This window comes from Halorhabdus utahensis DSM 12940 (assembly GCF_000023945.1).
Taxonomy (GTDB): Archaea; Halobacteriota; Halobacteria; order Halobacteriales; family Haloarculaceae; genus Halorhabdus; species Halorhabdus utahensis.
The window spans coordinates 2,798,930-2,824,606 of the sequence record NC_013158.1 but is presented as its reverse complement, the minus strand read 5'-3'; the positions used below and the strand labels follow the sequence as shown (position 1 = coordinate 2,824,606).

Annotated in this window: 21 protein-coding genes and 1 tRNA gene; 10 read left to right on the top strand and 12 right to left on the bottom strand. The window is 63.7% G+C overall.

Annotation, left to right across the window (positions count from 1 at the left end):
- Positions 1-13: 13 nt before the first annotated feature.
- Positions 14-937 carry a DNA replication complex subunit Gins51 gene (locus HUTA_RS13485; RefSeq protein ID WP_015790475.1) on the top strand — a complete coding sequence of 308 codons (924 nt, stop codon included), beginning with the start codon at positions 14-16 and terminating at the stop codon, positions 935-937.
- A gap of 67 nt (positions 938-1,004) precedes the next feature.
- Here the strand turns inward: HUTA_RS13485 and HUTA_RS13480 are convergent, their stop codons facing one another.
- On the bottom strand, positions 1,005-2,129 hold the full coding sequence (locus HUTA_RS13480) for a S1C family serine protease (RefSeq protein WP_143920388.1): 1,125 nt from the start codon (positions 2,127-2,129) through the stop codon (positions 1,005-1,007).
- 228 nt (positions 2,130-2,357) lie between these two features.
- On the opposite strand from HUTA_RS13480, the gene HUTA_RS13475 reads away from it, so the two are divergent.
- Positions 2,358-3,071, top strand: a complete 714-nt coding sequence (locus HUTA_RS13475; RefSeq protein ID WP_015790473.1) for a metal-dependent hydrolase — start codon at positions 2,358-2,360, stop codon at positions 3,069-3,071.
- 28 nt (positions 3,072-3,099) lie between these two features.
- Here HUTA_RS13475 and HUTA_RS13470 read toward each other — a convergent pair whose 3' ends face one another.
- Together HUTA_RS13470 and HUTA_RS13465 are read right to left on the bottom strand one after the other, a co-directional pair.
- The gene (locus tag HUTA_RS13470) at positions 3,100-3,942 is read right to left on the bottom strand and encodes a TatD family hydrolase (RefSeq protein ID WP_015790472.1); all 843 of its coding nucleotides are present in this window, start codon (positions 3,940-3,942) and stop codon (positions 3,100-3,102) included.
- Between the two features lie 61 nt (positions 3,943-4,003).
- Complete coding sequence (locus HUTA_RS13465; protein WP_015790471.1) at positions 4,004-4,450, bottom strand: NYN domain-containing protein; 447 nt, start codon at positions 4,448-4,450, stop codon at positions 4,004-4,006.
- A gap of 138 nt (positions 4,451-4,588) precedes the next feature.
- On the opposite strand from HUTA_RS13465, the gene HUTA_RS13460 reads away from it, so the two are divergent.
- Positions 4,589-4,663: transfer RNA gene (locus HUTA_RS13460), tRNA-Glu, on the top strand.
- Between the two features lie 209 nt (positions 4,664-4,872).
- Here the strand turns inward: HUTA_RS13460 and HUTA_RS13455 are convergent.
- Positions 4,873-5,994 carry a DUF4382 domain-containing protein gene (locus tag HUTA_RS13455; protein WP_015790470.1) on the bottom strand — a complete coding sequence of 374 codons (1,122 nt, stop codon included), beginning with the start codon at positions 5,992-5,994 and terminating at the stop codon, positions 4,873-4,875.
- 338 nt (positions 5,995-6,332) lie between these two features.
- Between HUTA_RS13455 and HUTA_RS13450 the strand changes: the two genes are divergently transcribed.
- Together HUTA_RS13450 and HUTA_RS13445 are read left to right on the top strand one after the other, a co-directional pair.
- Positions 6,333-7,580 carry a glycosyltransferase gene (locus HUTA_RS13450; protein WP_049941468.1) on the top strand — a complete coding sequence of 416 codons (1,248 nt, stop codon included), beginning with the start codon at positions 6,333-6,335 and terminating at the stop codon, positions 7,578-7,580.
- A gap of 194 nt (positions 7,581-7,774) precedes the next feature.
- On the top strand, positions 7,775-8,737 hold the full coding sequence (locus tag HUTA_RS13445) for a cation diffusion facilitator family transporter (RefSeq protein WP_049941359.1): 963 nt from the start codon (positions 7,775-7,777) through the stop codon (positions 8,735-8,737).
- Between the two features lie 485 nt (positions 8,738-9,222).
- Here the strand turns inward: HUTA_RS13445 and HUTA_RS13440 are convergent, their stop codons facing one another.
- The 4 genes from HUTA_RS13440 to HUTA_RS13425 form a co-directional block, all read right to left on the bottom strand.
- Complete coding sequence (locus tag HUTA_RS13440; protein ID WP_245529174.1) at positions 9,223-9,789, bottom strand: YqaA family protein; 567 nt, start codon at positions 9,787-9,789, stop codon at positions 9,223-9,225.
- A 98-nt stretch (positions 9,790-9,887) separates the two neighbouring features.
- Positions 9,888-10,937 carry a tyrosine decarboxylase MfnA gene (gene mfnA / locus HUTA_RS13435; RefSeq protein WP_015790466.1) on the bottom strand — a complete coding sequence of 350 codons (1,050 nt, stop codon included), beginning with the start codon at positions 10,935-10,937 and terminating at the stop codon, positions 9,888-9,890.
- A 77-nt stretch (positions 10,938-11,014) separates the two neighbouring features.
- Entirely contained in the window at positions 11,015-11,914 is a 900-nt protein-coding gene (locus HUTA_RS13430) for a PhzF family phenazine biosynthesis protein (RefSeq protein WP_015790465.1), read from the bottom strand.
- A gap of 51 nt (positions 11,915-11,965) precedes the next feature.
- Positions 11,966-13,462, bottom strand: a complete 1,497-nt coding sequence (locus tag HUTA_RS13425) for an alpha/beta fold hydrolase (RefSeq protein ID WP_015790464.1) — start codon at positions 13,460-13,462, stop codon at positions 11,966-11,968.
- A gap of 119 nt (positions 13,463-13,581) precedes the next feature.
- Here HUTA_RS13425 and HUTA_RS13420 point away from each other — a divergent pair, with 119 nt between their 5' ends.
- The gene (locus HUTA_RS13420; protein WP_015790463.1) at positions 13,582-14,283 is read left to right on the top strand and encodes a phosphoribosyltransferase; all 702 of its coding nucleotides are present in this window, start codon (positions 13,582-13,584) and stop codon (positions 14,281-14,283) included.
- A 75-nt stretch (positions 14,284-14,358) separates the two neighbouring features.
- On the top strand, positions 14,359-15,327 hold the full coding sequence (locus tag HUTA_RS13415; RefSeq protein ID WP_015790462.1) for an AEC family transporter: 969 nt from the start codon (positions 14,359-14,361) through the stop codon (positions 15,325-15,327).
- A gap of 229 nt (positions 15,328-15,556) precedes the next feature.
- Here HUTA_RS13415 and HUTA_RS13410 read toward each other — a convergent pair whose 3' ends face one another.
- From HUTA_RS13410 to HUTA_RS13400, 3 genes are read right to left on the bottom strand one after another with little or no spacing between them, the layout of a single operon-like run.
- Positions 15,557-16,456 (bottom strand): segregation and condensation protein A, encoded by a 900-nt coding sequence (locus tag HUTA_RS13410; RefSeq protein WP_015790460.1) that lies wholly within the window; start codon positions 16,454-16,456, stop codon positions 15,557-15,559.
- Complete coding sequence (gene smc / locus HUTA_RS13405) at positions 16,449-20,015, bottom strand: chromosome segregation protein SMC (RefSeq protein ID WP_015790459.1); 3,567 nt, start codon at positions 20,013-20,015, stop codon at positions 16,449-16,451. The genes HUTA_RS13410 and smc overlap by 8 nt, the downstream gene beginning before the upstream one ends.
- Before the next feature lie 54 nt (positions 20,016-20,069).
- Positions 20,070-20,345, bottom strand: coding sequence for a DUF7518 family protein (locus HUTA_RS13400; protein WP_015790458.1), 276 nt, complete (start codon positions 20,343-20,345; stop codon positions 20,070-20,072).
- Between the two features lie 141 nt (positions 20,346-20,486).
- On the opposite strand from HUTA_RS13400, the gene gatB reads away from it, so the two are divergent.
- Positions 20,487-21,974 carry an Asp-tRNA(Asn)/Glu-tRNA(Gln) amidotransferase subunit GatB gene (gene gatB, locus HUTA_RS13395; RefSeq protein ID WP_015790457.1) on the top strand — a complete coding sequence of 496 codons (1,488 nt, stop codon included), beginning with the start codon at positions 20,487-20,489 and terminating at the stop codon, positions 21,972-21,974.
- On the opposite strand, the gene HUTA_RS13390 is transcribed toward gatB, so the two are convergent.
- Entirely contained in the window at positions 21,971-22,570 is a 600-nt protein-coding gene (locus HUTA_RS13390; protein WP_015790456.1) for a DUF5789 family protein, read from the bottom strand. The genes gatB and HUTA_RS13390 overlap by 4 nt on opposite strands.
- An 86-nt stretch (positions 22,571-22,656) precedes the next feature.
- On the opposite strand from HUTA_RS13390, the gene HUTA_RS13385 reads away from it, so the two are divergent.
- Both HUTA_RS13385 and HUTA_RS13380 read left to right on the top strand, forming a co-directional pair.
- Positions 22,657-22,824: a transcriptional regulator gene (locus HUTA_RS13385; protein WP_143920444.1), complete on the top strand. Its 168-nt coding sequence runs from the start codon at positions 22,657-22,659 to the stop codon at positions 22,822-22,824.
- Positions 22,825-23,003: 179 nt separating this feature from the next.
- Positions 23,004-25,538 carry a DNA topoisomerase I gene (locus tag HUTA_RS13380; protein WP_015790454.1) on the top strand — a complete coding sequence of 845 codons (2,535 nt, stop codon included), beginning with the start codon at positions 23,004-23,006 and terminating at the stop codon, positions 25,536-25,538.
- The last annotated feature ends 139 nt before the right edge of the window (positions 25,539-25,677 follow it).

The window sequence follows — 25,677 nt, the reverse complement described above, 5'->3', positions numbered from 1 at the left end:
ACCGCCGAACATCATGGACTTAGACGAGATCCAATCGGTACAGAGTCGCGAGCGCCAGACCGACAGCCTCCAGCAGCTTCGCGATTCGTTTTACGAGGAAGCCGGGCAGTTCGTCCGCTCGTTGCGGGCCGAGCGCGAGCGCGCGGCCGAGGCCGCCGAGGATCCGTTCGACTCTCCGAAAGTCGCCCGTCTCTCGGACGACATCGACACGGCCGAACAGACGCTGCAGGCCATCTACGAACGCCGCGTCGGCAAGGTCGTCAAAATGGCATCGCTCGCGGCCGCGGACATGCCCACCGAGGAAGAGGGACTCACAACCGAGGAGCGGGATCTTTTCGAGGATCTTGTGGATTCGATCGAATCGAACCGCCAGCGCGTGTTCGACGTCCTCGACGGCGAATCCATGGCTGTCGCCGGCCAGACCGAGTCCCCGGTCGATGATGACCCGTCGGCCGCCTCGGAAGGAACAACTGGGGAGCGCCCGCCCTCGACAGCGTCATCGACGGACGCGTCGGATTCGACCGGAGCGCCGCCTGAGCCAGCGGAGAGTCGCTCAGCAGCCACTGACGACGAGGTGCCCGCGGCCGACTTGATGCGTGGGAGTTCGACAGCCGACGGTGGACAAACGGATCCGGATACTGGAGCGTCGTCAGCACCAGCCGACGACACGAAAGTGCCGGCGGCTGGGGGCGATGGACCCGATCCGACGACGCGACGGGACGGCGGTCCGCCCGGTTCTGTGGCCGAAGACGGGGACGGCTCGGCGTCCACAACGGCCGATGTCGAACGGACGACCGTCCGGATCACGAGCGATGTCGGCGAGATACTCGGTGTCGACGAGCGTACCTACGATCTCGTGGCCGAAGACGTGGTCACGCTGCCGGCGACCAACGCCGAGCCCCTCGTCGAGCGCGGGGCTGCGGAGACGCTCCGGTAAACGTCGTGAATGGCTGGCTATTTTCCGAGCGGTTGCGACACTATTCGAAGAGCCCTTCGTATCGGGATCACTCCGCCTCGCTCCGAGATCCGATCGTCACTTCCAGCGTCTCGGTCGCACCATCCCGAAGGACCCGAATCGTGGCCGGCTGTCCGACCTGGGTTTCGAGTGCGAGGACGCTCCCCAACTGCTGGCTGGTCGGCGTCGGTTCGCCTTCGATATGCGTGATCACGTCGCCGCCGACGGGTATCGATTGGCCATTGACGACCGTTTCTTCGGTCGCGCCTTGCAGAACACCGTCCGACGGATCGCCCTCGATGGTCTCCGTCACGTAGACACCCGAGGCTTCCGAAAGGTCGTTAGCTTCTGCCACTGCTGGGGTGACGTCGAGCAGCCGGATACCGAGGTAGGGATGCTCGTACGAACCCGTCTCGATCAACGCCGGGACGACGTTGCGTGTCAACGCACTGGAGATGGCCAGTCCGATATTGTCACCCTGGCCGGCGCTGATGACGCCGACGACCTCTCCCTCCAGGTTGACGAGCGGCCCTCCGCTGTTGCCCGGATTCACGGCTGCGTCGGTCTGAATCGTATCGGGGATCGAGAACTCGCCTGGGCTCGACAGTGTCCGGTCGACACCGCTGACAATGCCCGCCGAGACTGACCCCGAGAGTCCATATGGATTCCCGATCGCAACCACTTCGGTTCCGACAGCCGGTTCGTCTTCGACGAGCGACAACGAACCGGCGGCGGGTGGGTGCTCGTCAACGGACAAGACCGCAAGGTCGCTATCGCTGTCCGTGCCGACGACAGACGCCTCCCGCCACCCGGTCGAAGGATAGCGGACGTACAGTTCCTCGGCGTTCGAAACCACGTGTTCGTTCGTCACGAGGTGGCGCTCGTCGTAGACGAACCCGCTGCCGGTTCCCGCCGTCCCAAAGGGCGTGATGACCCTGATCTGGACAACCGAATCGCTAACTGATCGGTAGACGTCGGCGTACCGTGACCGATCATCGGTCGCGGGCTCGTCAACCTGGTTTTCGACGGTAGTGTTCGTCGTCGGTGCCGACTGCTCGGACGCAGACGTGGCGACATCTCCGGTCGGTGACTCGACGCAGCCAGCGAGACCGAGCACGGCCATGGCACCGAGAGAGTGCAGAAACCGCCGTCGAGAAGGGCGATCAGCGAGCATACGTAGCCAACGGTATCTCGCCGGATAAACGCTTGGCTGACTCCTCCGGCCGTCTGCAGCATGGTTTCATCGAGGACGACAACACCCCAGGCAGCCAGCATCGCGCTGGCCTCATCGCGGGCGCGGCGGTCGTCCCGATTCGGGTAACGCAACAATTACCGACCCATCCATCGACCGTTCCGGCAGCTGCAAGATTAAGTGTGCGACGCGAGTAAACCCGTCTGACCCATGGAACTCACCTGGTATGGTCATTCAACCTGGAGCGTCGAGGTTGCAGACACCCGCTTGCTGATCGATCCCTTCTTCGACAACCCGAAGACGTCGCTGTCGCCCACGGACGTCGAGCGCCCCGACTTCGTCCTGTTGACCCACGGCCACGCCGACCACATCGCAAACGTCGGCGCGTTCCCGGACGCGACCGTCGTCGCGACGCCGGAGCTAGCCAGTTATATCGAAGCCGAACACGGCAACGAGACCGTCGGGATGAACCTCGGCGGGACAGTCGCGGCCGGCGAGGCGTTCGTGACGATGCATCGGGCCGATCACACCAACGGCATCAACACGGGCTACGAGATCGGGTCGGCGGGGATGCCCGCCGGCTTCGTGATCTCCGACGCCGAACCGACCCGAAAGAGCGACGACGAGACGACGGCGTTCTACCACGCCGGCGACACCGGGCTGATGACGGAGATGCGCGACGTGATCGCCCCGTTCCTCGAACCCGACGCCGCGGCGATCCCGATCGGCGATCACTTCACGATGGGGCCGGAGCAGGCCGCCGTCGCCGTCGACTGGCTCGACGTCGAGGACGCCTTCCCGATGCACTACGACACGTTCCCGCCGATCGAGCAGGACGCCGAGGCGTTCGCCCGCGAGGTCAAAGCCGTCGGCAGCGACGCCGACGTTCACGTTCTCGACGGCGACGAGACCTTCGAGCTCTGAACAGCAAAACGGCTCACCCGTCGACCGGTCACAGCGTCGCTTCGGTGTCGATCCCGTAGACTGCGGCGGGCGTCTCGACGTGGGCTGTGCGGATCGCATCGTCGTAGCCTTCCGCCCGCATCCATTCGACCCGCCGGGGGACAGTCTTCGGGCCGAGCACCGCCCCTGGTCGATCGGGATCGTCGATGAAGTCGGTCTCCATCAGGAACGGCTCATCCGCTTCGACGGCAATCTCCAGCTCGTCCTTGTTCGAGAGGACGCTCTTGGTCGGCCCGTCGAGGCGGCCTTCCGAGTAGTGCTTGACGACGCGGTCAGCCGGCAAACCACGGTTTTCGGCCCACTCGGCGACCTCGGTGAAGTCCTGGCCGCCCTCCGTGTGGAGCTGGACCGCACAGCCGGTTTCGGCACCCAACTCGAAGGCGTGTTTCATCACGTCGTTCGAGGCTTCCCAGACAGGATCGCCCACGTCGTAGTGCGGCCGACCGGATTTGAGGGCGAGTGCCGGACCCTCGGCGACGTACTCGGCCGCGATGTCGAGGCCCGCTTGCATGATATCGCGGGCTTCGTCGGGGGTGTACCCCCGTCCCGTCAGCTTCGATATCAGCGCGGGATGGACACCGAGGACCGGCCAAGCACGGCCCGGCAGGACCTCGGTGGCTCGTTCGACGACGTCGATCGTCGTCTCGAACACCGCCCGGAAGATCGATTCGTCGTCGCCGACGTCTTCCAGCATCCAGGAGGGTTTGTTGACGACCAGCAGATGCGTGCCGCCGGCATTGACGAAGTCCTCGACGGCGTCGATTCCACGACCGTGCGCGGGATCGAGGTGGAGATGATCATCCAGGATCGGCGTGTCGGGCTCGTCGGTCATGTCCTACCCTGTGGGTGTTTGATCCAAAAGGCGTTCGTCTCCGGGTGTCTGGCCGACGCCGTCAGCCCTCGAGCGAATGGCTCTCGTGGGCAGTGTTCGACAGCGCATCGGAGCGTCCGTGTTCGCCCGGCGCGATCGCAACCGTTCGACAGCCCCGATCGGCCGCGACCTCCAGCGCAGGTTTGAAATCAGTGTCTCGGGAAGCGATCACCAGCGTTTCGATGCGAGCCTCGCTTGCGGCTCTCGTCGCGTCGACGGCGAGTTTGACGTCGACGTCGCCGCTGGTTGTGACGACCGCAAAGCCGCGGGCTTCGCCGGCCTGGATCAGGCCCGGGGTGGCATGTTCGTCGAGATAGAGCCGGGCCGCCCCAATACGACCGTATTCGGTGGCGATCGCGCGCAGGTCGTCGAGGTCGACGTCGAACTCCTCCCGGAGGACGTTCGGTCCGTCGACGTACAGTCCGACGCCGTCCGCTCGGTCACCCCGGAAACGGCCCAACAGACTCATATCCCTCCCGACGACGGGGCCGAACTTGGAGGTTCCGTCTCGGCCGGTTCCTGGGTGAGCATAACACGGCACAGTCCCGGGACGAATTGACGGCATTTATTAGGGTCCAGTCCGTCGATCCGAGTGTAGTTCGGACACGCTCGGTTGGTGTAGTCCGGCCAATCATCTTGGCCTTTCGAGCCGAGGACCAGGGTTCAAATCCCTGACCGAGCATGGATTTTCGAGCGAACAACGTGAGCGAGAACCATCCACGCGCAGGAACGGATTTGAACCACGGCAGACCGAGTGAAGCGAGGTCTGGCATCGGGTTCAAATCCCTGCCGGGAAGCATCCGGACACTCACGCCGAATAGCGGCGCCATACTCTCAGTTCGTTGTGTCGGACAGCAGGTGCGATTCGGTCACCACACCGTCCAGCGGTAGTTACCCTTCGGAAGGTTCGAGTCCCCGTTCGAGTTCGATCTCTTCGTCACCGACCTGAACAGTCACCGTCAGCGATTCCGCGTCCGGGACTTCGAACGTGCGTTGGCCGTCGACGCCAGTCGTCCCGACCGGTTCGTCGTTCACGACGACCGTCGCATTCTCGACGGGATTGCCGCCCCGCATCACGGAGACTGTCGCGTTCTGTGAGACGGTCCCGACGAACGTCGCAGTCAGTTCGTCGTCGGCAGTATCGGCCTCTGAGTCCGCCTCATGGGTTTCGAATTCGGCCTCGAGTTCCGTCTCGGCGTCTCCGGCCGTCATTTCGATCGCCACCTCGTCCGCGTCCGGGACCTCGAAAGTGGTCCGTCCGTCTGCATCGGTCGGTTCGACCGTGTTGCCGTTGACGAGGACCGTGGCGTTGGCGACCGGTTCGCCGCCGCGTTTGACGTCGATCGTGGCGTTGTCCCCCCGAGTGACGTTGCCGAGGAACGTCGCTTGTAGTTCGTCTTCCCGTTCGTCGTCATCCGTCGGTTCGATCGGGACGTCCGTGCCGGATTCGCCGATGACCGGTTTGAGGATGTACTTTCCGCTCTTGCCGGCCTTGTGCACGGTGATGTCGAAGACGAAGTCTACCGTCGATCCATTGTCGACCGTGAAGGGTTTCTGGATCTGGAGTTTCTCACTCGGGAGTTTCACGCGGACTTCTTCGCCATTCTGCAACGTCGCATTCACGTTACCGACGTGGACAAACACCGTGGAGTAGGTGCCGTTCGAGAGGTTGTACTGGCCGATGAGTGTGGCGTTCGGTCCCTGGAGCGCGGTCAGATCAACAGTCGCGTTGTCGACGTCACGTTCGACCCAGCCGCCCTTGTCTTCGGCCGCACGTTCGAAGCCGACGCGCGTGACTGTGACGTTGAGGTGCTGGAAGTCCCCCATCGCGTTCTGTTCGTCACTGATGTAGAAGGCCACCGATCCACCGCCAGTTGGCGCTCCCGTCGGCGAGTCACTGACCTGACTCGCACCCGTGGTCGCGCTTTCGGGGGTGCCGGAGAGCCCACCGGCACAGCCAGCCACGAGGAGAACACCAGCGACAACCAGTGCGTGAAGGGTATGTTGTCTCATACAACTCGAGTGAATGGTCCTGCGATATTTGAATCGGGCCGACCGTCCATCTCAGTTTCGTCTGTTTAATTCCGTTTACTCGACCACGTCCGCCGTTTTCCAGTCTCTCATTCCGTTTCGCTGGATCGCGGAACCTCCGTTCGATTGAGATTGCTCGATCGTATCAGCGCGTGTGCCGTCAGGAGATGGGCGCTATGATCGAAACGGGGACACCCGGCGCGGTGCTCGAAGAAGCGCTGGTTGGGACACCGAGGATAGGGTCACGAACGATCTGAATCGTGAAAACGAATTTGGAGCGTCTGGGCGGTTCAAGGTATCACAGTGCGAAACCAGCGATGATGAACACCGAGCGAATCGGACTGATCGGCGTCACCCTGTTGCTGGTCGTCGGTGGGGTCGCTACCATACTCGCACCGACGATCGTGACAGGACCTGGGCGCGCACCGGCGGAAGCCAGTGTGACCACCACGACGACTGCGGACGGCGGCCTCGGGTCGTTGTTCGGTCTCACGCTTTGGGGCGTTACTGTTCTCTTCGGGGGCACCGCTCTCCTGTGGACTGTGCTGACCTACGTGTTTGGATCGGGATACGAACCGCCGTCGAACGAGTACGGACTGGAAGACGTACAGGTGAGAATCATGACCGTCGACGCCACAGCGGTCGTCCAGGAGACGGTCGATTCCGTGCCGGACGAGCTGACAGACGTTCACGTGATCGCCGAAAAGCCCATCGACGTGAGAGGAGCGACGGTGCACGTCGTCCCTGACGACTTTGCGTGTCAGGCCGTTCGGAAGGGGCGCGCTCAGGAGTGGGCCCGCCGGGCGCTCTCGACCGATCGTGAATTCGTCCTCTACCTGGACGAGGACAGCATCGTCGAGTCCTTCGACGGGTTGCCCGACGCCGATGTCGTCCAGTTGCGTGAGAAGCCCCGACGGACTGGTTCCAGCCTGAGTTTTCTGGCTGACGTCTACCGCATGGGCGTTCAGATCGAACAGCGAGCGTTCGCCCGCCTGTCGATCCCGCTGTTCGCCTGGGGCGGCGGCATCGCTGTCCGAACCGAGGTCGAAGACACTGTCACCTGGGATCGCGAGACGCTCGTCGAAGACACGGCCTTCGTCTGGACGGCGTTCCAGGATCACGATTTCGATTTCGCGTTGTCGGCGGCAGTCTGTCGAAACGAGGCCCCGCCGTCGTTGTACGATCTCTTCCAGCAACGTCGCCGGTGGTCGGCCGGAAACCTCCAGACGGCGAAGATTCTCCCCCTCCGCTATGAACTCCTGACGCGCGTTCGAAACTACACGTGGGGGCTGTCGCCGATCGTCATGCTGGTCGTGGTGCCGCTGTCGGCCCTCGGCGCGTCCGTGGGACACAGCGGGGCCTTTCTCGCGGCGTCACTGGGGTTGGCGCTGTTCACTGCATTCTGGTTTATCCGCGGGGTCGTCTACTACGGCGAGGACTACCACGTCTGGATGCTCGCGCTCCCACTGGCACCCCTTGTCACGGTTGTCCACGCGCTGGGGACCGTCCTGGGAATCCTCAGTCCGCCAGAAGGGTTCCGTGTGACCACGAAAGTCGGTTCCGGGTAGGCAATCTCGATCCGTTCGATGGATTCGGCCACACACATCGATCCTGCCGAGCAGTCCGCTTCGGAATGCCACGCCACAGAGCCCCACCACTCCCCACCAGGATTCATGGATTGCCCTCGAACCGAACGCTGAGAAGTAAATGGGATCCGATAGGTCTGAAAAGGTATTTCAGCGGGACAGACAATGGTCGGTCAGTGGCAAACAGTAGATCCGTCGTCCTCGCTGCGCTCTTTGCGAACGGGGCAATCGCTATCCTGAAGTTCATCGGCTTTCTGCTCACGCAAAGCCCAGCAATGCTCTCGGAGACGTATCACAGCATTTCCGACACGGGCAACCAGGTGTTCCTGCTCGTTGGCATCCGGTACGGCAAAAAGTCGGCATCCCGGGCGCATCCATTCGGCTACGGGAAAGCCCAGTTCTTCTATAGTTTCCTCGTGTCGGTGCTCCTGTTCGGCATCGCGGGGTGGGAGAGCGCCAAACACGGGTTCAACGCGATTATGCACCACGAGGCGGCTGCGCTGTCCGGCACCGTGACACAGTTCGGAATGACGGTCCCCGCGATATGGGTGAACTACACCGTCCTCGTCGGTGGAATCCTCTTCGAGGGATGGGCCTTTAGCAAGGCATATGCAGGTATGCAATCCGACATCGACGAATACGGATGGAACGGGTTCCTCGAGGCGTTCCGGAAAACGTCGAACGTGACGACGCTCACGGCGTTCACCGAGGACACGATCGCGCTGATCGGGTTGGTGTTAGCCCTCGGTGGTGTGTTCCTCACAGATTTCACAGGGAATCCGCTGTTCGACGCGACCGCTGCCCTGCTCATCGGCCTCATGCTCATGGGCTTTGCCATCGCCCTGGCCTGGGAGAACAAACGCCTGTTGTTGGGCGAGAGCCTCCCGGAGTCCGAAGAGAAACGCCTCCGGAAGATCATCCGAGAGTGGGACGGCGTCGCCGAAATCGTCGATTTTCGGACCGTCTACTTCGGCCCCGAAAACGTGCTTGTCTCCAGTGACGTGGCCTTCGGTTCCGGCCTCGACACCAGCGAGATCGATACGCACATCACGGACATGGAAAACGCCATTATCGACGCGTATCCGGATATCCGGAAAGTGTACATCGAACCCGAGACGAAACCATCACAAGACGACTGACTGTTGGGGACGTAGTTTTGGCGTGTGAATGGGGAAACTAGCCCACGATCTCTGAACCGGTCTTGGCGACAGCCGATTTCCTGTCGAGACCGAAGTGCCTCCCAGAGTCATGGATAGCAGTGGCGACAGCGTGTTGCCGTACGATGCGAGCAACGGGAGTGGAGCGTATCGCGTTGTTTTACCCGTCACTCGTCATATGGAGCCGGAGACGATACCAGATCCCACGCGACCCGCCGCTTCAGGACGGATGGTCCTCACGATCAGACACCAGCAAACTGTCGTGAGCAATGCCCGAACGCCAGTGGGTTCTTTGCGATAATACCAGGACAGGAGCCCTGTCGTAGCGGTTTGGCGCGCTTCGTGAGATTGGTGAGTGGAGGCCGGAAGACGCCCTCCTGGAACTGAGAGATGATGGTCGAGATGCCGAAGGCCGTTCCGATTCTCGACTCTCGAAGAGCGACCGTATCCGCCATGGCCAATCCATCTCAGAACAAGTAGAACGCGCCGCCGAAGAACCCAACAGTCACGACCAGTCGACCCACACTCCCGGCGAACGTCGCCAGCGCGAACCGTCCGTAGTCACGTTCGAGGATGGTAAACGCGTAAATCGAGATCGTGTCCGGAAATCCGGGTACCGACAGCGCGAGGGCGAGGCCGACATAGCCGAACTCCCTGGCGAGCTGGACCGTCTTGCGTTCGGACCACTCGATGACGTCGAATCGGGACTCCTGGATCCATTTGACGAGCGGGCCGTACTCTTTGGCTTCCTGGCCGATATGGAACGCGAAGACGCTCCCGGCTGCTTTGCCGAGTCCGCTGACGAGGATGATGACAGCCAGGGTCCAGTTGGACGACAGTCCGAGTCGCATGTGGCTGGCCGGCACCAGGACGATTTCGCTAGGGAGTGGCAACACGAAGGCGATCAGAAACGAGTAGATCGCGATCACGACCAGTCCGATCGGCCCGGTCGCCGAGCGCACCATATCCTCGAGAACGGCCAGCCCACCGCTGGACGCGAGGAAATCCCAGAGCGGGGCCAGCAGTCCGACGATGACGTCACCGGTGACGACGAGCGGGAGGGCGGCAGTCACGGCGAACGCTTACGCGTCAACTGTCGTAAACCTTAATGTTCCGGACGAGCCCCGCCGGATCAATACCAGTCGAGATCGGCGACGAACGAGCGGAGCATCGATCGCGTGACGTGAGGCATACACACGACGCGCATCTCGCCGGACCCGGTCTTCGTGACTCGCCAGCCACGGTCGCGTAACTGCTCGATCAGCGAGAGCGAAACGTCGGCAGCCAGCAGTGGGAGTTCGGGGCCGACGACCGTATAGCCGCGATCGGCGAGTGCGTCGGCGAGCCACTCGGCGTTGTCCATCGACGCGTGGTACTGTCGACGATAGCCCTCGGGCCACAGCGCCTCCATGGCAGCGACTGCGCTGGCGACGCCCGCGCCGCTTCTGGTCCCGGTCAGGGTGACTTGCGAGCGCGACTCCAGATACGGCGTGTCGATCGCCAGCTCGTCGAGGAGATCACTCGAACGCGCGAGGAAGCCACCGGCGGGGACCACTGCCTGGCCCGCTTTATGTGGGTCGATCGTCATGGTGTCGATCTCGGCGTGGCCGAAATGCCACGCGAAGTCCGTGAACGGCAGGAAGAAGCCACCGAAAGCGGCGTCGACGTGCATCAACGCGCCGGCCTCGTCGGCCAGGTCGGCGAGTGCGGGGATCGGGTCGACGTGGCCGTACTCGGTGGTGCCCGCGACACCGACGACGGCGACAGTGTCGTCGTCGATCGCGTCGGCCATCGCCTCGACGTCGGCCCGGTAGTCCGTCGTCGGAATCCGGCGCAATTCAACGTCCAGCATTTCGGCGGCCTTCGTGAAACTGAAGTGGGCGCTGTCGGGCACGACGACGTTCGGGTCAGTTGTCTCCGCCCGGTTACGCGCGATCCTGACTGCCTGAACGTTGGCCTCGGTCCCGCCGCTGGTGACGTAGCCCGTGGGGTCGCCGAGACCGGTGATCTCCCCCAACAGCTCGACGGCCCGACGTTCGAGGTCGGTGACCGTCTGGTAGGTCCCGGGATCGCCCGGGTTCGTCGCGAGGAATCGTTGCGCTGCCTCGCGAGCCGCTGGATGTGGTTCAGTACACATCGAGGAGAGAACGCGTTCGAAATCCTGCGGCTCGGCTCGCTGCATGGGCACATATTCGGGCTTGATCGGTTTATCCGTTCCGCTCGTCGCAGTACTGTCGGTGTCAGCTCCGCACCGATGGGTCAGACTTCGATGATGTCCCCGTCCTCGATGTCCGGAATGGAAATGTCGCCGGTCAGTGTCGTCACGGCCTGCCCGCCGACGAAGACGCCGTCTTCGACGCGAACCTGCACCCGCCCGGGACGATCCAGGAAGTCCCCCTGTTCACACCGGACCGTGGTGGCGTCGATCTCGGCGAACCGGTCAAGATACGCCGCGACCGCACCGCTTGCCGTCCCAGTAACGGGATCTTCGTCGACGCCGACGCCCGGCGCGAACAGCCGGCCATGCACTGTCGACTCTCGATCGAGGGTGTCGAACGTGAACGCGTACAGCCCGGTCGCGTCGTGTTCGTCACAGAGGCGCTCGATCGCCGCCAGGTTGGGCGCGATGTCACCCAACTGCTCGAAGTAGTTGACGGGGACGACGAGAAATGGCATCCCCGTCGACGCCCGGGCGATCGGGAGATCCATGCCGACGCCGGCGAACGCTGTCTCGGTCAATCCGAGGATCTCGGCCAGCCGGTCATAGCCGATGTCGACCGACCGAACGTCGGGGTCGTCGCCCGCCATCCAAACCGTGCCGTCGGCTTCGATCTCGATAGAGAGCGTCCCGAGGTTCGTCGAAATCGAGTGGTCGCCGGCGCCGAGGTCGCCCTGCTCGAACAGCCGAGCGTGAGCGGCGATCGTCGCGTGTCCACAGAGATCGACCTCGTTCTCGGGCGTGAAATATCGAAGCGTCCGGTCGGCATCCTCGGCCGAGCGGACGAAAGCCGTCTCGCTCGCGCCGAGTTCCGCGGCGATAGCTTGCATCTGATCGTCGGTCAGGTCCTCGCCGTCGGGAACGACGCCGGCCGGATTCCCGGCGAAGGACTCCGTCGCGAACGCGTCGACGAGCGAAACGTCGAGCGATTCGGTTGACATACCACGTGCTGGGACCACCAGGGGGATATGTCCACCGACGTCAGTCCGGCGCTACTGATTGTCCTCGCCCGTCACCCGTCGCACCCACGACGCAACGTCCTCGACGACTGCGCGGGAGACGTTGTTCGGCTGGAAGTACTCGGCCGGTGACGGCTGGCCCTCGCCCGGCATGAAGAGATGGTTCAGGTCGGCGTAGGACCGGAAGGTGACGTTCTCCCGGTCACCGAGGGCCTGCTGCCACTGGTTGTATCCATTCTCGACCGTGACCTGGTAATCACGCTCGCCCTGGAAAATGGCGAGGGGCACGTCGAGTTCCTTGGCCGTCGCCACCTGATCGTATTCCTGGACAGTCCGCCAGAAGGGACGCCCGCCGAGGCCGAAGCGGATCTCATCCTCACTGATGTCCAGCGACCGAATTCGTTCGACCGTTTGTTCGACCGCCTGGAGTTGGGTCGCCTCCTCGTCGCTGAGTTCCCCGTCCAGACGGAACAGGTACTCCTGTTGCTCCGGAATGACGTCCAGTAGTGGGCGAGCGTTGCCAGCCAGCATGACTGCACCCGCAACCGAGCCGTCGCGGTCGGCGATCCGCGGTGCAGTCATCGCGCCGATGGAGTGACCGACGACGACAGTTCGGGAGGGGTCGATCCGGGGGTGTTCACGGAGGACGCCAAGCGCCGTCAACGCGTCGTCAGTGACCTTCTCGTCGAGCGTGAGCGCGGCCCGATCGACGTCACAGGCATGCGTTCGCTTGTCATACCGGAGGACGGCGACGCCACGGCTCGCCAGCCCCCACGCGAGATCCTTGAACGGTTTGTTCGGCCCCAGCGTCTCGTCCATGTCGTTGGGGCCTGATCCGTGGACGAGGACGACGCCGGGGATCGACTCCTCGCCTGTCGGGAGCGTGAGCTTTGCGGGGAGTGAGCAGGTTTCGGTGGCCGCGATCGTTCGATCGACTTCCTCGAACGCCGACTGGTTGACGTACTCCGGCGGGGAATAGGAGCCGCCCGACGCCGGGAAAAACAGCCCGACGATCGTTGCGGTGTCGTCGAAGACGAGCCGGACCGCCTGTCGACCGCCGGTGAAGCGCGCGAGGACCACGGTGACGTGATACCCGTCCGATCGGCTGTACTCCGCTCCGGCGAGTTCGACGAACTGCCCGAGGGACGCAGTCTGGGTGGTCCAGATCGATTCGAGCTGCTCGGCGTCAACCTGGGCGGCGAACTGTTCGGAAAACGCGTAGTCGTCCATGATCGCGGCGTACTCGCCGGCAGCGAGTTGGTTGACGAACGCCCGTCCGGTCTCTTTGAGTGTCTCCGGATCGATGGATTCCGTCTCAGTCGGTTCGGTCGTTTCTGTGGGCTCGTCGGTCGCTGTCGACTCGCTCGGTTCCGGTGTCGCCGTGTCGGTTTCCGGCGTCGAGGCTGTCGTGGACACCGCTGTCGTCGTGGTGCTCGTCGGTGTCGTCGATTCGTCGTCCTCCGAACAGCCGGCCAGCGACGCCCCGGAGAGGGCAATGCACGTCTGGAGGAAACGGCGGCGAGTTCGCATACGGAGCCATCCGTCGGCGAACCTCTTAAGCGGATGTCCCAAGCTACAGTGGCTGAAGCCGACTCGCATGTAAAACCCTAATTGTGGCCGTCCCCTGGCTTCGCCCGGTGACTACCTGAATGGCCGACCTGCCGGAGGAATTCCCCTGTACCATCACGAACTGGGAGTACATCTACGGGCTGTGCCGGGATGTCAGCGACGACGTCAAGGCCGACGACTTCGAGCCCGACGTCGTCGTGTCGCTGGCCCGTGGCGGCTGGTTCGCCGGTCGGACGCTGTGTGACTTTCTCGGACTGGACGACCTCACGAGCCTCAAGATCGAACACTACGTCGGGACCGCGGCCAAGAGCCAGGAGCCCGAGGTTCGCTACCCGATGCCAGAAGGCTCGGTCGCTGGCAAGGACGTCCTGATCGTCGACGACATCGCCGACACCGGCCAGTCGCTCGAACACGCCTACGAATACGTGAGCGAGCGCGATCCGAACGCCGTCCGAACCGCCACGTTGCAGTTGCTCCAGACCAGCGAGTTCGAGCCGGACTTCGTCGGCGAACGCCTGGCGGAGTGGGTCTGGGTCGTCTACCCCTGGAACTTCATCGAGGACATGACCGATCTGATCAGTAGCGTCATGGCGAAGGCCGACGCCGAAACCTTCAGCGAGGAGGACGTCCGGTCGCTGTTGCGTTCCTATCACGAGGTCGATCCGATAGAGATGGAGATCGCCCAGCCCGACCGCATGGCCGAGGTGCTCACGGAGATGGAACGTCGCGGCGTGATCGAGTATGCCGGCGAGGACGCCTGGCGGCTCGCTGCGGAGGACTGACGCCGCTCGCGGTCGACCGCACAGCTTCGAGCGAAGTCGAAGGGATTGTGATCACCCCCGACGAATCAGCCGTCAGTGTTCGGCATCCAACCGAGTTCGCTGCTGGGCATCTTCGGGACGGCTATCCTGCCGATCATCGCCATCGCAGCCGCCGGGTTCGTCCTCGGGCGGGTCAAAGACGTCGAGGCCGGCCCGCTGAACACCATCACGGTCTACGTGCTGGTGCCCGCGCTGGTCTTTCATACCCTGGTGATGACGCCGATGGACGGCGAGACGGTCCTGCTCGTCGCCGTCGGCGTCCTCGCCGTGACGCTGGTCATGCTGGCCATCGCCGGCGGGGTCGGGCGGCTCGCGGGCCGGACCGAGCCCCTGCTGGGGGCGTTCGTCCTGTCGGCCGCCTTCGCCAACTCGGGGAACTTCGGCATCCCGCTCTCGAAGTTTGCCTTCGGCGAGTTCGGCGAGAGCACGGCGGTGCTCTACGCGGCGGTCCAGGGCGTGCTCCTGTACACCCTCGGGACGTACGTCGCAGCGCGGGGCAGCGGCGGGGCGCTCGCCGGCGTCCGTCGCGCGGCCCGGATCCCGCTGGTGTACGTGGTCGTCGTCGCGCTCGGCGTCCGCTGGCTCGGCCTCGCCCCGGCGGCCGGTTCATCGGCCATGGAGACGCTCCGGCTCGTCGGCGACTCCTCGATCCCGGTCATGCTACTCATCCTCGGGATCCAGCTCTCGGGGACGGACTACGGCGCAGCCATCGGCCAGGTGGGGCTCTCGAACCTGCTCAAACTCACGGTCGCACCGGTCGTCGCCGTCGGAATCGCGTTCGTCCTGGGCTTCGAAGATCAGACGGTCGCGCGTGTATTCATCCTCGAATCAGCTGGCCCCACCGCAGTCACGCCGATCATTCTGCTGGGCGAATTCAGCGAGCACGGCGACGGGCCGATCGGCCCCGCGGAGTTCGCCAGCACCGCGATCCTGACGTCGACACTGCTGAGCATCCCGATACTGACCGTCCTGATCGCACTCCTCAGGGGCGGCGTCGTGATCTAGGCGGCCCCGTCAGGGTCGCCGCTTCCGGCCGTCGTCGTGAACGTATCGCAACGCCGCGTAGTACCGGTCCCGGTCGAACCGATCCTCGCTCGCGGCGATGCGCTCGCTGATTCGCTCCGGCGTCATGGTTGTGAGTATGAGCCACACTAACATAATGGTTTTTCATCCAAAATGTGAGGGGACTGCCCCCCAGATCCGCTGACGAAAAGTGCCACAAATGGTTGGCAGTTCACTCGGCCGCCGTCGATTCGGGGGGTTGGATCCACAGGTCCCCGAAGTACTCGTCCTGCTCGAGGACGATCCGGCCCTGGTTTGACAGAAAGAGCAGGCCCAGGAACGACTCGATGCGTGAGCCGGCGGCACCGTCGACTTCGGCAAACAACACCGCGTCGCGCCCGGCGTCGAACTGCGTCTCGATCTTCGTGGCGACGGACTCGACGAGTTCCTCGACGTTCTCGCCGTGGGCCGTCCCGGTCACGTCCTCGACAGTGGGCTCGGCGTCCTCCCGCATGTCGTCGTCCATCCGGTAGTCGAGTTCCTGGGTCCCGCGGCGGAATCCACGCGGGGAGTCGCTGGTGTCGTACTCCCTGGACTCCTTCCAGTCGGCGGACCGCTCGGCCTCCCGAAGCTCGCGGACGAGGTCTTCGAGCGTGTCGGGCGTCCCGCGTGCCCGTTTGCGGTCGAGTCGCCGGTCCATCTCGTCCTCTAAGGCGTCGAACGGATCGCTATCTCCCCCCGAAAGATCGCCGGCGGCGAACGGATCGGCCAGTTCGTCCACCGCAGGTTCCTCGGCAGGGTCGTCGTCTTCCAGCAGCGCGTCGCTTTTCAGCCGCAACAGGACACTCGCGTAGAACAGCGCCCGCCCGGACGTCCGGAGGTCGGCCTCGTCGAGACGTTCGAGGAACTTGTCGGTCACTCGCACCACGTCGATGTCCCACGGGTCGATCTCGTCGTCCTCCGCCAGCCCGACCAGGACTTCGACGGGTTCGACCTCACCGTCCGCATCCAGTGACGGCTGGGTAAATCCCCCGGACCCCGTCATCACATCTGTCCCGCCGTCCGGCCGTGTCTGTTCCCCCTTCTCAGTGTCTACTTGTTTGTTCTCACTCATCAATTCCTCCTCAGTCATCCGCGGGCACCTCCTCGGTGAGATCGATCCCCGTCACGCTACTCACGTTATCGCCCTGCATCGTGACGCCGATGGCTCGCTCGGAGCGCTCCAGCATCGCCGAGCGATGGGAGACGACGACGAACTGGGCGTCACCGGCGAGTTCGTCGACCATCTCGCCGACGAGATCGGCATTGGCGGCGTCGAGAAACGCGTCGACCTCGTCCAGGGCATAGAACGGAGCCGGGTTGTGTCGCTGGATCGCGAAAATAAAGGCCAGCGCAGTCAGGGACTTCTCGCCGCCACTCATCGCGTTCAGCCGCTGGATCGGCTTGTCGCCGGGCTGGGCCTTCATCGTCAGCCCACCGTCGAAGGGATCGTCCTCGTTTTCGAGGTGGAGTCGCCCCGTCCCGTTCGAGAGTCGCTCGAAGATGTCCTGAAACTGCGCGTCGATCGTCTCGAAGGCGTCCATGAACGTCTCCTTTTTCTTCGCCTCGTAGGAGTCGATCCGCTCACGGATCCCGTCGGCTTCCTCGACGAGTGTCCCGCGTTTGTCCTCTAACTCCGAGAGGTCGGCCGCGACCTCGTCGTACTCCTCGATGGCGAGCATGTTGACCGGCTCTAGCCGCTCCATCTCGGCCTCCAGTTGGCCGATCCGGGTCTGGACCGTGTGGTGGTCGGGGATCTCCTCGGGATCGTACTCCCCGACAGCGTCTTCGAGTTCGTCGATCTCCCACTCCAGGCGGGACTCGGTCTCGCGTTTCCCGTCGAGTTGTGAGTCGATCTGGTTGACCCGCTCCTTCTGCTCGTCACGTGCCTGCTGGGCCGCGTTGAGTTCCTCGCGGAGGTCTTCGCGATCCCCTTTGAGATCGGCGAGTTCGGCTTCGAGTTCGGCGACGGCCTCCTGTTTGTCGGCCAGTTTCGACTCCTCGTCGGCGACGTTCCCGTTCAGTTCCTCGATGCGGTCGCCCTGTTCGGCCTTGCGGTTCTGTGCCGTCTCGATCTGGTCGTGGAGATCGTCGATCGCGTCCTCGGCGTACTGTTTTTCGAGCTGGAGTTCGTTCAGCGCCGCGTCCAGATCGTCGAGTTCGTCCTCGCGCTCGTCGATCTCGCCCTCGAGGGATTCGGCCTCGTCGGTCAGTTCGGGCAGTTGTGAGTCCTCGATATCGGCTTCCAGGTCGGCGATCTCAGCTTCCAGGTCGGCGATCTCGCTCTCGACGGCCTCGATGTCGGCCTCGATCTCGTCCATCTCCTCGGAGACAGCTTCCCGTTCGTCCTCGATCTCCGCGAGTTCCTCGCGGCGCTGTTCGATGCGCTCCTCGGTCTCCTCGCGTTCGCGCTCGCGGCGCTCGATCTCGGCCTGGATCTCCCGGACCTGATCGGCGGCCTCGGACTTTCGATCGCGAGCGTCCTCGAGTCGCTCTTCGACGCCCGATAGCTCTTCACGATATTCCTGGCGCTCGTCTTCGAGTTCGGTGATCCGTTCGGCGACCCGCTGGAGTTGCCCCTCGCTGTCCGAAAAGGAATATCGCGACCCGCTGGAGGAACCGCCCGTCATCGCGCCGCTCTTCTCGACGAGTTCACCGTCGAGGGTGACCAACCGGTAGCGTCCCATCAACTCCCGGGCCGTGGCCATGTCCTCGACGACCAGCGTGTCCCCGAGGACGTAACTGAACACGCCCGAATACTCGGGCTCGAAATCCACGAGGTTGTACGCGAAGTCGACGACACCATCGTGATCGGGTAGCGACGGCAGTGACCGGTTGTCCATCTCCGTCAGCGGGAGGAACGTCGCCCGGCCGGCGTTGCGGTTCTTGAGATACTCGATACACCGCTGGCCGATGCCGTCGTCGTCGACGACGACGTTCGCGAGTCGGCCGCCAGCCGCTGTCTCACACGCCGTCGCGTAGGTCGGATCGACGCCGCCGAGTTGCCCGACCGTTCCGTGGACGCCGTCGAGATCCCCATCGAGGACCGTTGTGACCGCCCGACCATATGAGGCGTCGCCGGACTCCGCGGCCCGGGCTTCGAGCTCGGCGTACTCCTGTCGGGCGGCCTCCAGATCGTCGTCGATCGCTTCGATTTCGGCCTGGAGGTCGCGTTTCTCCGCGGCGAGATCGTCGATGACGTCCGTGATCGTCTCGCGGTTCTGCTCGGCCTTCCGGCGCTCCTCTTCGAGATCCGCGATCTCGGCGTCGAGTTCGGGGATCGACTCCTGGAGATCCTCGATCGTGGATTCGAGGTCGCGTTGCTGGTTCGAGCGCCGCCGTGCCTCGTCGAGCAGCCGATCCTGCTCGCGCTGGAGGTCGTTGCGGCGCTCCTTTGCGTCTTCGAGGCTCGCCTTCTTTGTTTCGAGTTCGTCCCGGACCTCCTCGAACTCCGCGCCGACTTCTTCGATCTCCTCCTGGACGGCAGCGAGATCGACCTCGAGATCGTCGATCTCGGCTTTCACCGAGGACTTCTCGACTTTCGTCTCGCGAATATCGGCTTCCAGATCGTCGATGGTCTCCTGCTTGCGGTCGATCTCGACGAAGGCCTCGCGCCGCCGTGCCTCTGCCTCGTCACGCTTCTCCTCGGCGCTCTCGATAGCGTCCTCGAGTCGGGCGATCTCGCCTTTGATCTCCTCGATCTCGCGTTTGAGTGCGAGCTGCTCGTCCTCGCCCTTGCGTTCGATCTCGGCGTTCAACTCGGCGAGTTCGTCCTCCAGCCGGACGACCTTGCCCTCACGCTCGTCGAGTTCGCGCTGTCGATCCTCAAGCGTCTCCTCCAGCTCGGCGATCTCCTCCCGGACTGCCGCCAGGTCGTCGCGCTTGTCCTCGAGTTCGGCGGCCTTCCGGTAGGCCTCGTACTCCTCTTTCTCGTCTCTGAGTTCCTGGTACTCCAGGGCCGTCTCGCGTTCGTCTTCGAGTTGTTCGAGGCGGGTCTCCTTCTCCTCGATCCGGAGGTCGGCCTCGTCGATCCGGTCCTCGACGACCTCCAACTCCTCGAAGGCCTGGGCCTTCTTCTGGTCGAACTCCGCGACGCCCGCGATCTCGTCGATGATCTCCCGGCGAGCGCCCGCAGTCATGTTGATGATCTCCGTAACGTCGCCCTGCATGACGACGTTGTATCCCTCGGGCGCGACGCCGGCCTGGGCGAGTAAGTCCTGGATGTCCCCGAGGTTGACCGAGCGGCCGTTGATGTAGTAATAGGAGTAGTAGTTGTCGTCGGTCTCCTTGACCCGGCGCTTGATCGTGATCTCCTCGACGTCGCCGACGTTCTCGCTCCCGGCAGCACTGACGACTTGCGACCGCGAAAGCGTCCGGTCGCTGTTGTCCAGTACGACTTCGACGCTCGCCTCGCGTTCGCGATCCGGTGATTCGCCGTCCTGATGGCCGGGGTTGTAGATGAGGTCGGTCAGCTTCTCGGCGCGTATCCCAGAGGTACGGGCCAGCCCTAACGCGAAGAGGATCGCGTCGACGATGTTTGACTTGCCCGACCCGTTCGGGCCGCTGATGGTCGTAAAGTCCTCGTAGAAGGGGATGCGCGTCTTCCGTCCGAAGCTCTTGAAGTTGTCGAGGACGACCTCTGTAATGTACATGTGGTTGGGTTCGGCGGCTGTTTCGCCTCGACGGTCGTGGGCACCCGGTGTCCGTCAGGCGATGATGATGTCCGATTCGGCCTCTTGGTCGTCCGTGTCCTCGACCTCCTGGGATTTAGTGGCTTCGGCCGAGGCCGAAACCGATTCCGTCTCGTCCTCGACGTCAGTCTCGATGTTGACCGGCTTCTCGAAGCCGAGTTCGTCGTCGACGGCGTTTTCGAGTTCACGCAGTCGGACTTTCGATTCGACGAGTTCGTCCGTGAGGCCTTCGACGGTCGCTTCCAGGTCGCGGACTTTCGCTTCGAGTTCCTCCACGCGATTGTCGCTCATACCACGACAACCTGTCTCGCCCCGCTTAAACCTACGTCAGACATTCACATTATGTCTGATACGTCTCCCGCGTGGACGGCCCCGAAGGCACGCCCGAGTGCGACCGAGGGATTTAATCGCGGCGCGCCGGATATTCGGACAATGACTGCCCAAGCCATTCAGGAACGCGATCTTACCGTCGTGATCGGGCTGGAAGTCCACGTCCAGCTCGAAACCGCGACGAAGATCTTCTGTGGCTGTTCGACCGATCTCGAAGACGCCGACCCGAACACCCACACCTGCCCGGTGTGTCTCGGCCTCCCCGGATCGCTACCGGTACTCAACGAGGGGGCCGTCGAGGCCGCCGTCAGGGTTGGGAAGGCCATCGACGCCGACATTCCCGAGCAAACCCGCTTTCACCGGAAGAACTACTACTACCCCGACCTGCCGAAGAACTTCCAGATCAGCCAGTACGACGCGCCGATCTGTCAGGATGGCGAACTGGAATTCAGTGTCGAAGGCGAGCGCCGGACGGTCGGGATCGAGCGCGCCCACCTCGAAGAGGACCCCGGGAGCCTCCAGCACGCCGGCGGGAACATCGACACCGCCGACTACACGCTCGTGAACTACAACCGCGCCGGCGTCCCGCTGATGGAGATCGTCACCGAACCGGACTTCCGGGACGCGACGGAGGTCCGGGCCTTCCTCGCGAAACTGGAGGAAGTCCTCGAGTACCTGGGCATCTTCGATGCGACGCGGGACGGCTCGCTCCGGATCGACGCCAACCTCTCGCTGGTCGACGCCGCGGACGTCGACGACGATGGCTCCATCGACCAGGATGTCCTCGAAGACGCCAACCGGACCGAGGTCAAGAACATCTCCAGTCACAAAGGGGCGCAGAAAGCCCTGGCCTACGAGGCCCAGCGACAGAAAAACGCCGTTCAGCGTGGCCGCGAGGTCGAACAGGAGACCCGCCACTGGGACGAGTCGAGGGGGATCACGGTCTCGATGCGCTCGAAGGAGGAGGAGAAGGACTACCGCTACTTCCGGGAGGCCGACCTGCCGCCCCTGGAGGTCAGCCATTGGAAGGAAGAGTTATCGATCCCCGAACTCCCCGACGCCCGCCGTGAGCGTTTCGGCGAGGAATACGGGCTCAACGAGGAGGCCGCCTCGAAGCTCACCACGACCAAGCAGGTCGCGGACTTCTACGAGGACCTGGCAAGCGAGTTCGATCCCGATCTCGTGGCGACGTGGGTGGCCGACGAACTCCTGGGCGAACTCAACTACCGCGACATGGAAATCACCGACGTGACGGATCGACTCGACGAGATCGAACGCCTGGTCGAACTCGTCGCAAGCGAGGAAATCACCGCCAAGAACGCCCGCGAGACCGTCCTCCGCGGGATGCTCGACGACGGCGACGATCCCGACACGATCGTCGACCGCGAGGGACTCGGCAAGACCCAACGCGACGAACTTCAGGGTGCCGTCGAGGAAGCTATCGAGGAGAACCCCGACGCCGTTTCAGACTATCACGACGGCGGCGGCGGCGCGATCAACTTCCTCGTCGGCCAGGTGATGCAAAAGACCGGCGGGAGTGCGGATCCCGGTGACGTCAACCAGCTGTTGCGGGCCGAGCTAGAGGACTAGATTCCGAGCCACTCGTCGACGCCGACCTCGTAGCCACTGGAACGGCAGAATTTCGCGGCCTCGCGGCGAACCGCCCGCGAGCCGGGGAGTTTTCCCTTCTCGTCGATCTGCGCGACGATCCACTCGGTGATGACGTCGATCCCCTCGTCGTCGTCATCCGCCTCGATCGCCGCGAGTGCTTTGAGCGTCTTTTTATACGCGTCGCGGCGTGAACCGCCGAAGTCGGCTTCCTGTAGTTCGTCACTCGCCTCGATGATGCGCTTCATCGCCGCGGCGACGGTCGGCCGCTGAACCTGGACACTGACAGCGGCGGGCGAGTCGAAGGTCTCGGCGTCTGACTTCGGCAGCAGTTCTTCGAGCCGGTAAGTGCCCTCGGGCGATTCAATCTCGCGGTCGCCGACCGTCTCGACCACCTCGGCCGCGGTCGCGGGGAAGGCCACCGTTTCGAGTTCGTCCTCCAGTTCACCGAGTTCGGTCGCCGGGATCGGTGGCTCCGGTTCGTCACGCCGCTGTAGTTCCGTTTCGAGGTCGCGCTCGCGCTGTCGTCGCTCCTCGTCGTGGGCCTGTTTGTCCCGGCCTCGCTTGTCGTCTGCCATTCCTAACTGTTGGAACCCCAGGCGGATAGACTTATTGCCCGAATATGACGTTAGATTGAATAGACATGCGACAGAACTCCGAAGAAATGACAACCGAACCTGACGAGATCATCAAGCGAATGGACAGGCTCGTCGCGGACACGAGTCCCGGACGTGAGGGGACCGTCCCACTCAATGGGATTGCTGAACCGATCGCCAGAAACCACAGAAACGCCATTCGACGAGGGATGAGTACGGACGATATCGAGGGGTAACGCCGACGGGGTATGCGGTTCAGCGACTGTTGCCGATACGTAGACCACCCGAGCGCGAGCGGGCGACGCGTGCGCGCCTTGTCCTCCTTCCCTCTTGCGATTACACGCCGAAAGACATATGGGACGCTCTCCGCGTAGCGAGAGACAATGAGTCACGAGCCAGACGGTGGTGATCGGGCGTGCGCCTGATCGTCACCGAGAAGGACAACGCCGCCAGGCGGATCGCCGAGATCCTCAGCGACGACTCGGCGAGTGGTGAGCGGCGAAATGGCGTCAACGTCTACAAGTGGGGCGGCCAGCGCGTCGTCGGCCTCTCCGGACACGTCGTCGGCGTCGACTTCCCGCCGGAATACGCCGAGTGGCGCGACGTCGAACCGGCCGAGTTGATCGACGCCGATGTCGTTACAACGCCCACGCGGGAGAACATCGTCGCGACACTCCGTAGCCTCGCCAGAAAGGCCGACGAGGTCGTGATCGCGACCGACTACGACCGCGAGGGCGAACTCATCGGGAAGGAAGCCTACGAGTTGATCCGCGAGGAAACCGACGCGCCGGTAGAGCGCGTTCGCTTCTCCTCGATTACCGAACGAGAAGTCCAGAAGGCCTTCGAGAATCCCGACGAGATCGACTTCGACCTCGCCGCCGCAGGCGAAGCCCGCCAGATCGTCGACCTGATCTGGGGCGCGGCACTGACCCGCTTCCTCTCGCTGTCTGCCAAACAGCTCGGCAACGACTTCATCTCTGTCGGCCGTGTCCAGAGCCCGACACTGAAGCTGATCGTCGACCGCGAACGCGAGATCGAGGCCTTCGATCCCGACGACTACTGGGAGATCCTCGCCGACCTCGCGAAGGACGGCCAGGGCTTCGAGGCCCAGTACTTCTACGACGACGACGGCAGCGAAGCCGAGCGGGTCTGGGACGAAGCGGCCGCCGAAGCTGCCTACGCGGATCTCTCCGAATCCGGGACGGCCACCGTCACCGAAGTTCGGCGGCGAACGCGTACCGACGACCCGCCCGCGCCGTTCAACACGACCGCGTTCATCTCCGCGGCGAGTTCGCTCGGCTACTCCGCCCAGCGCGCCATGTCGCTGGCCGAGGAACTCTACACGGACGGCTACCTGACCTACCCACGGACGGACAACACCGTCTATCCCGACGATCTCGATCCCGAAGAGCTGTTGGGTGCCTTCGAAGGCAGTTACGAGTTCGGCGACGACGCGGCGTCGTTGCTCGATCAGGACGAAATCGAGCCGACCCGTGGCGAGACCGAATCGACCGACCACCCGCCGATCCATCCGACCGGCGAACTGCCGGATCGCGACGAGGTCGGCGCGGACGCCTGGGAGATCTACGAGCTCGTCGTCCGGCGGTTCTTCGCGACCGTGGCCGAGCCGGCGACCTGGGCGCACCTGCGGGTCGTCGCCGAGGCGGCGGGCCGGTCGCTGAAGGCCAACGGCAAGCGCCTGCTCGAGGAGGGGTACCACGCGGTCTATCCCTACTCCTCCGCCGGCGAAACGTTCGTTCCCGAGGTCAGCGAGGGCGACAAGCTCTCGATCGACGCGGTCGAACTGGAGGCCAAACAGACCCAGCCGCCGCGCCGCTACGGCCAGTCGCGGCTCATCCAGCATATGGAGGAGATGGGCATCGGGACGAAAGCGACCCGGCACAACATCGTCGAGAAACTCTACGATCGCGGGTACGTCGAGGACGATCCACCGCGGCCGACCAAACTCGCCGAGGCAGTGGTTTCCGCCGCCGAGGAGTACGCCGATCACGTCGTCAGCGAGGAGATGACCGCCCAGCTGGAGGCCGACATGACCGCCATCGCCGAGGGGGAGGCGACCTTGGAAGAGGTGACCGCGGAATCCCGGGAGATGCTCGGCGAGATCTTCGAGGAACTACGCGAGTCCCGCACGGAGATCGGCGAGTTCCTCCAGGAGTCGCTGAAGGCCGACCGAACGCTCGGGCCCTGTCCGGAGTGTGGCGAGGATCTGCTGGTTCGCCGGAGTCGCCAGGGATCGTACTTCGTCGGGTGTGACGGCTTCCCAGAGTGTCGGTTCACCCTTCCACTGCCGAGCACGGGCGAACCACAGGTGACCGACGAAACTTGCGAGGATCACGATCTTCGGCACGTCAAGATGCTCGCGGGCCGGGACACGTTCGTCCACGGCTGTCCGCGGTGCAAAGCGGAGGCAGCCGACGAGAGCGAGGACGAGGTGATCGGGCACTGTCCCGAATGTGGAGATAGCGCTGCGCCGGAGGGACAGCGAAACGAAGGCGGCGAAGCCGCCGAAGGGGAGGGCGGCAAGCTCGCGATCAAACACCTTCGCTCGGGTTCGCGACTAGTCGGCTGTACGCGCTATCCGGACTGTGATTACTCGCTCCCGCTCCCCCGTCGTGGTGAGATCGTCGTGACCGACGAGCGTTGCGAGGACCACGACCTGCCCCACATCGAAATCCACGACGGCGATGACGACGATCCCTGGGAACTGGGCTGTCCGATCTGCAACTACGAGGAGTTCCAGGCGCGCAACGCCGTCGAAAACTTGGAGGACCTCGACGGGGTCGGCCCGGCGACGGCGGAGAAACTACAGGACGCTGGCGTAGCGGACCCCGAGGACCTCCACGAGGTGGACCCGGACGCCGTCGCCGGCGAGGTCCAGGGCGTCAGTGCCGATCGCATCCGGGAATGGCAAGACGAGTTGGCCGCCTGATGGTGGGCGTTGTCGACTTGACATATTGACCCGTCGAGCAGATATCGTACCCCTTCGAACCGGTATCGTACCCCTTCGAACCAGTATCGTGTCTGTTCGGACCAGTACCCTAACCCTTTGAACCGGTATCGTGACGCTT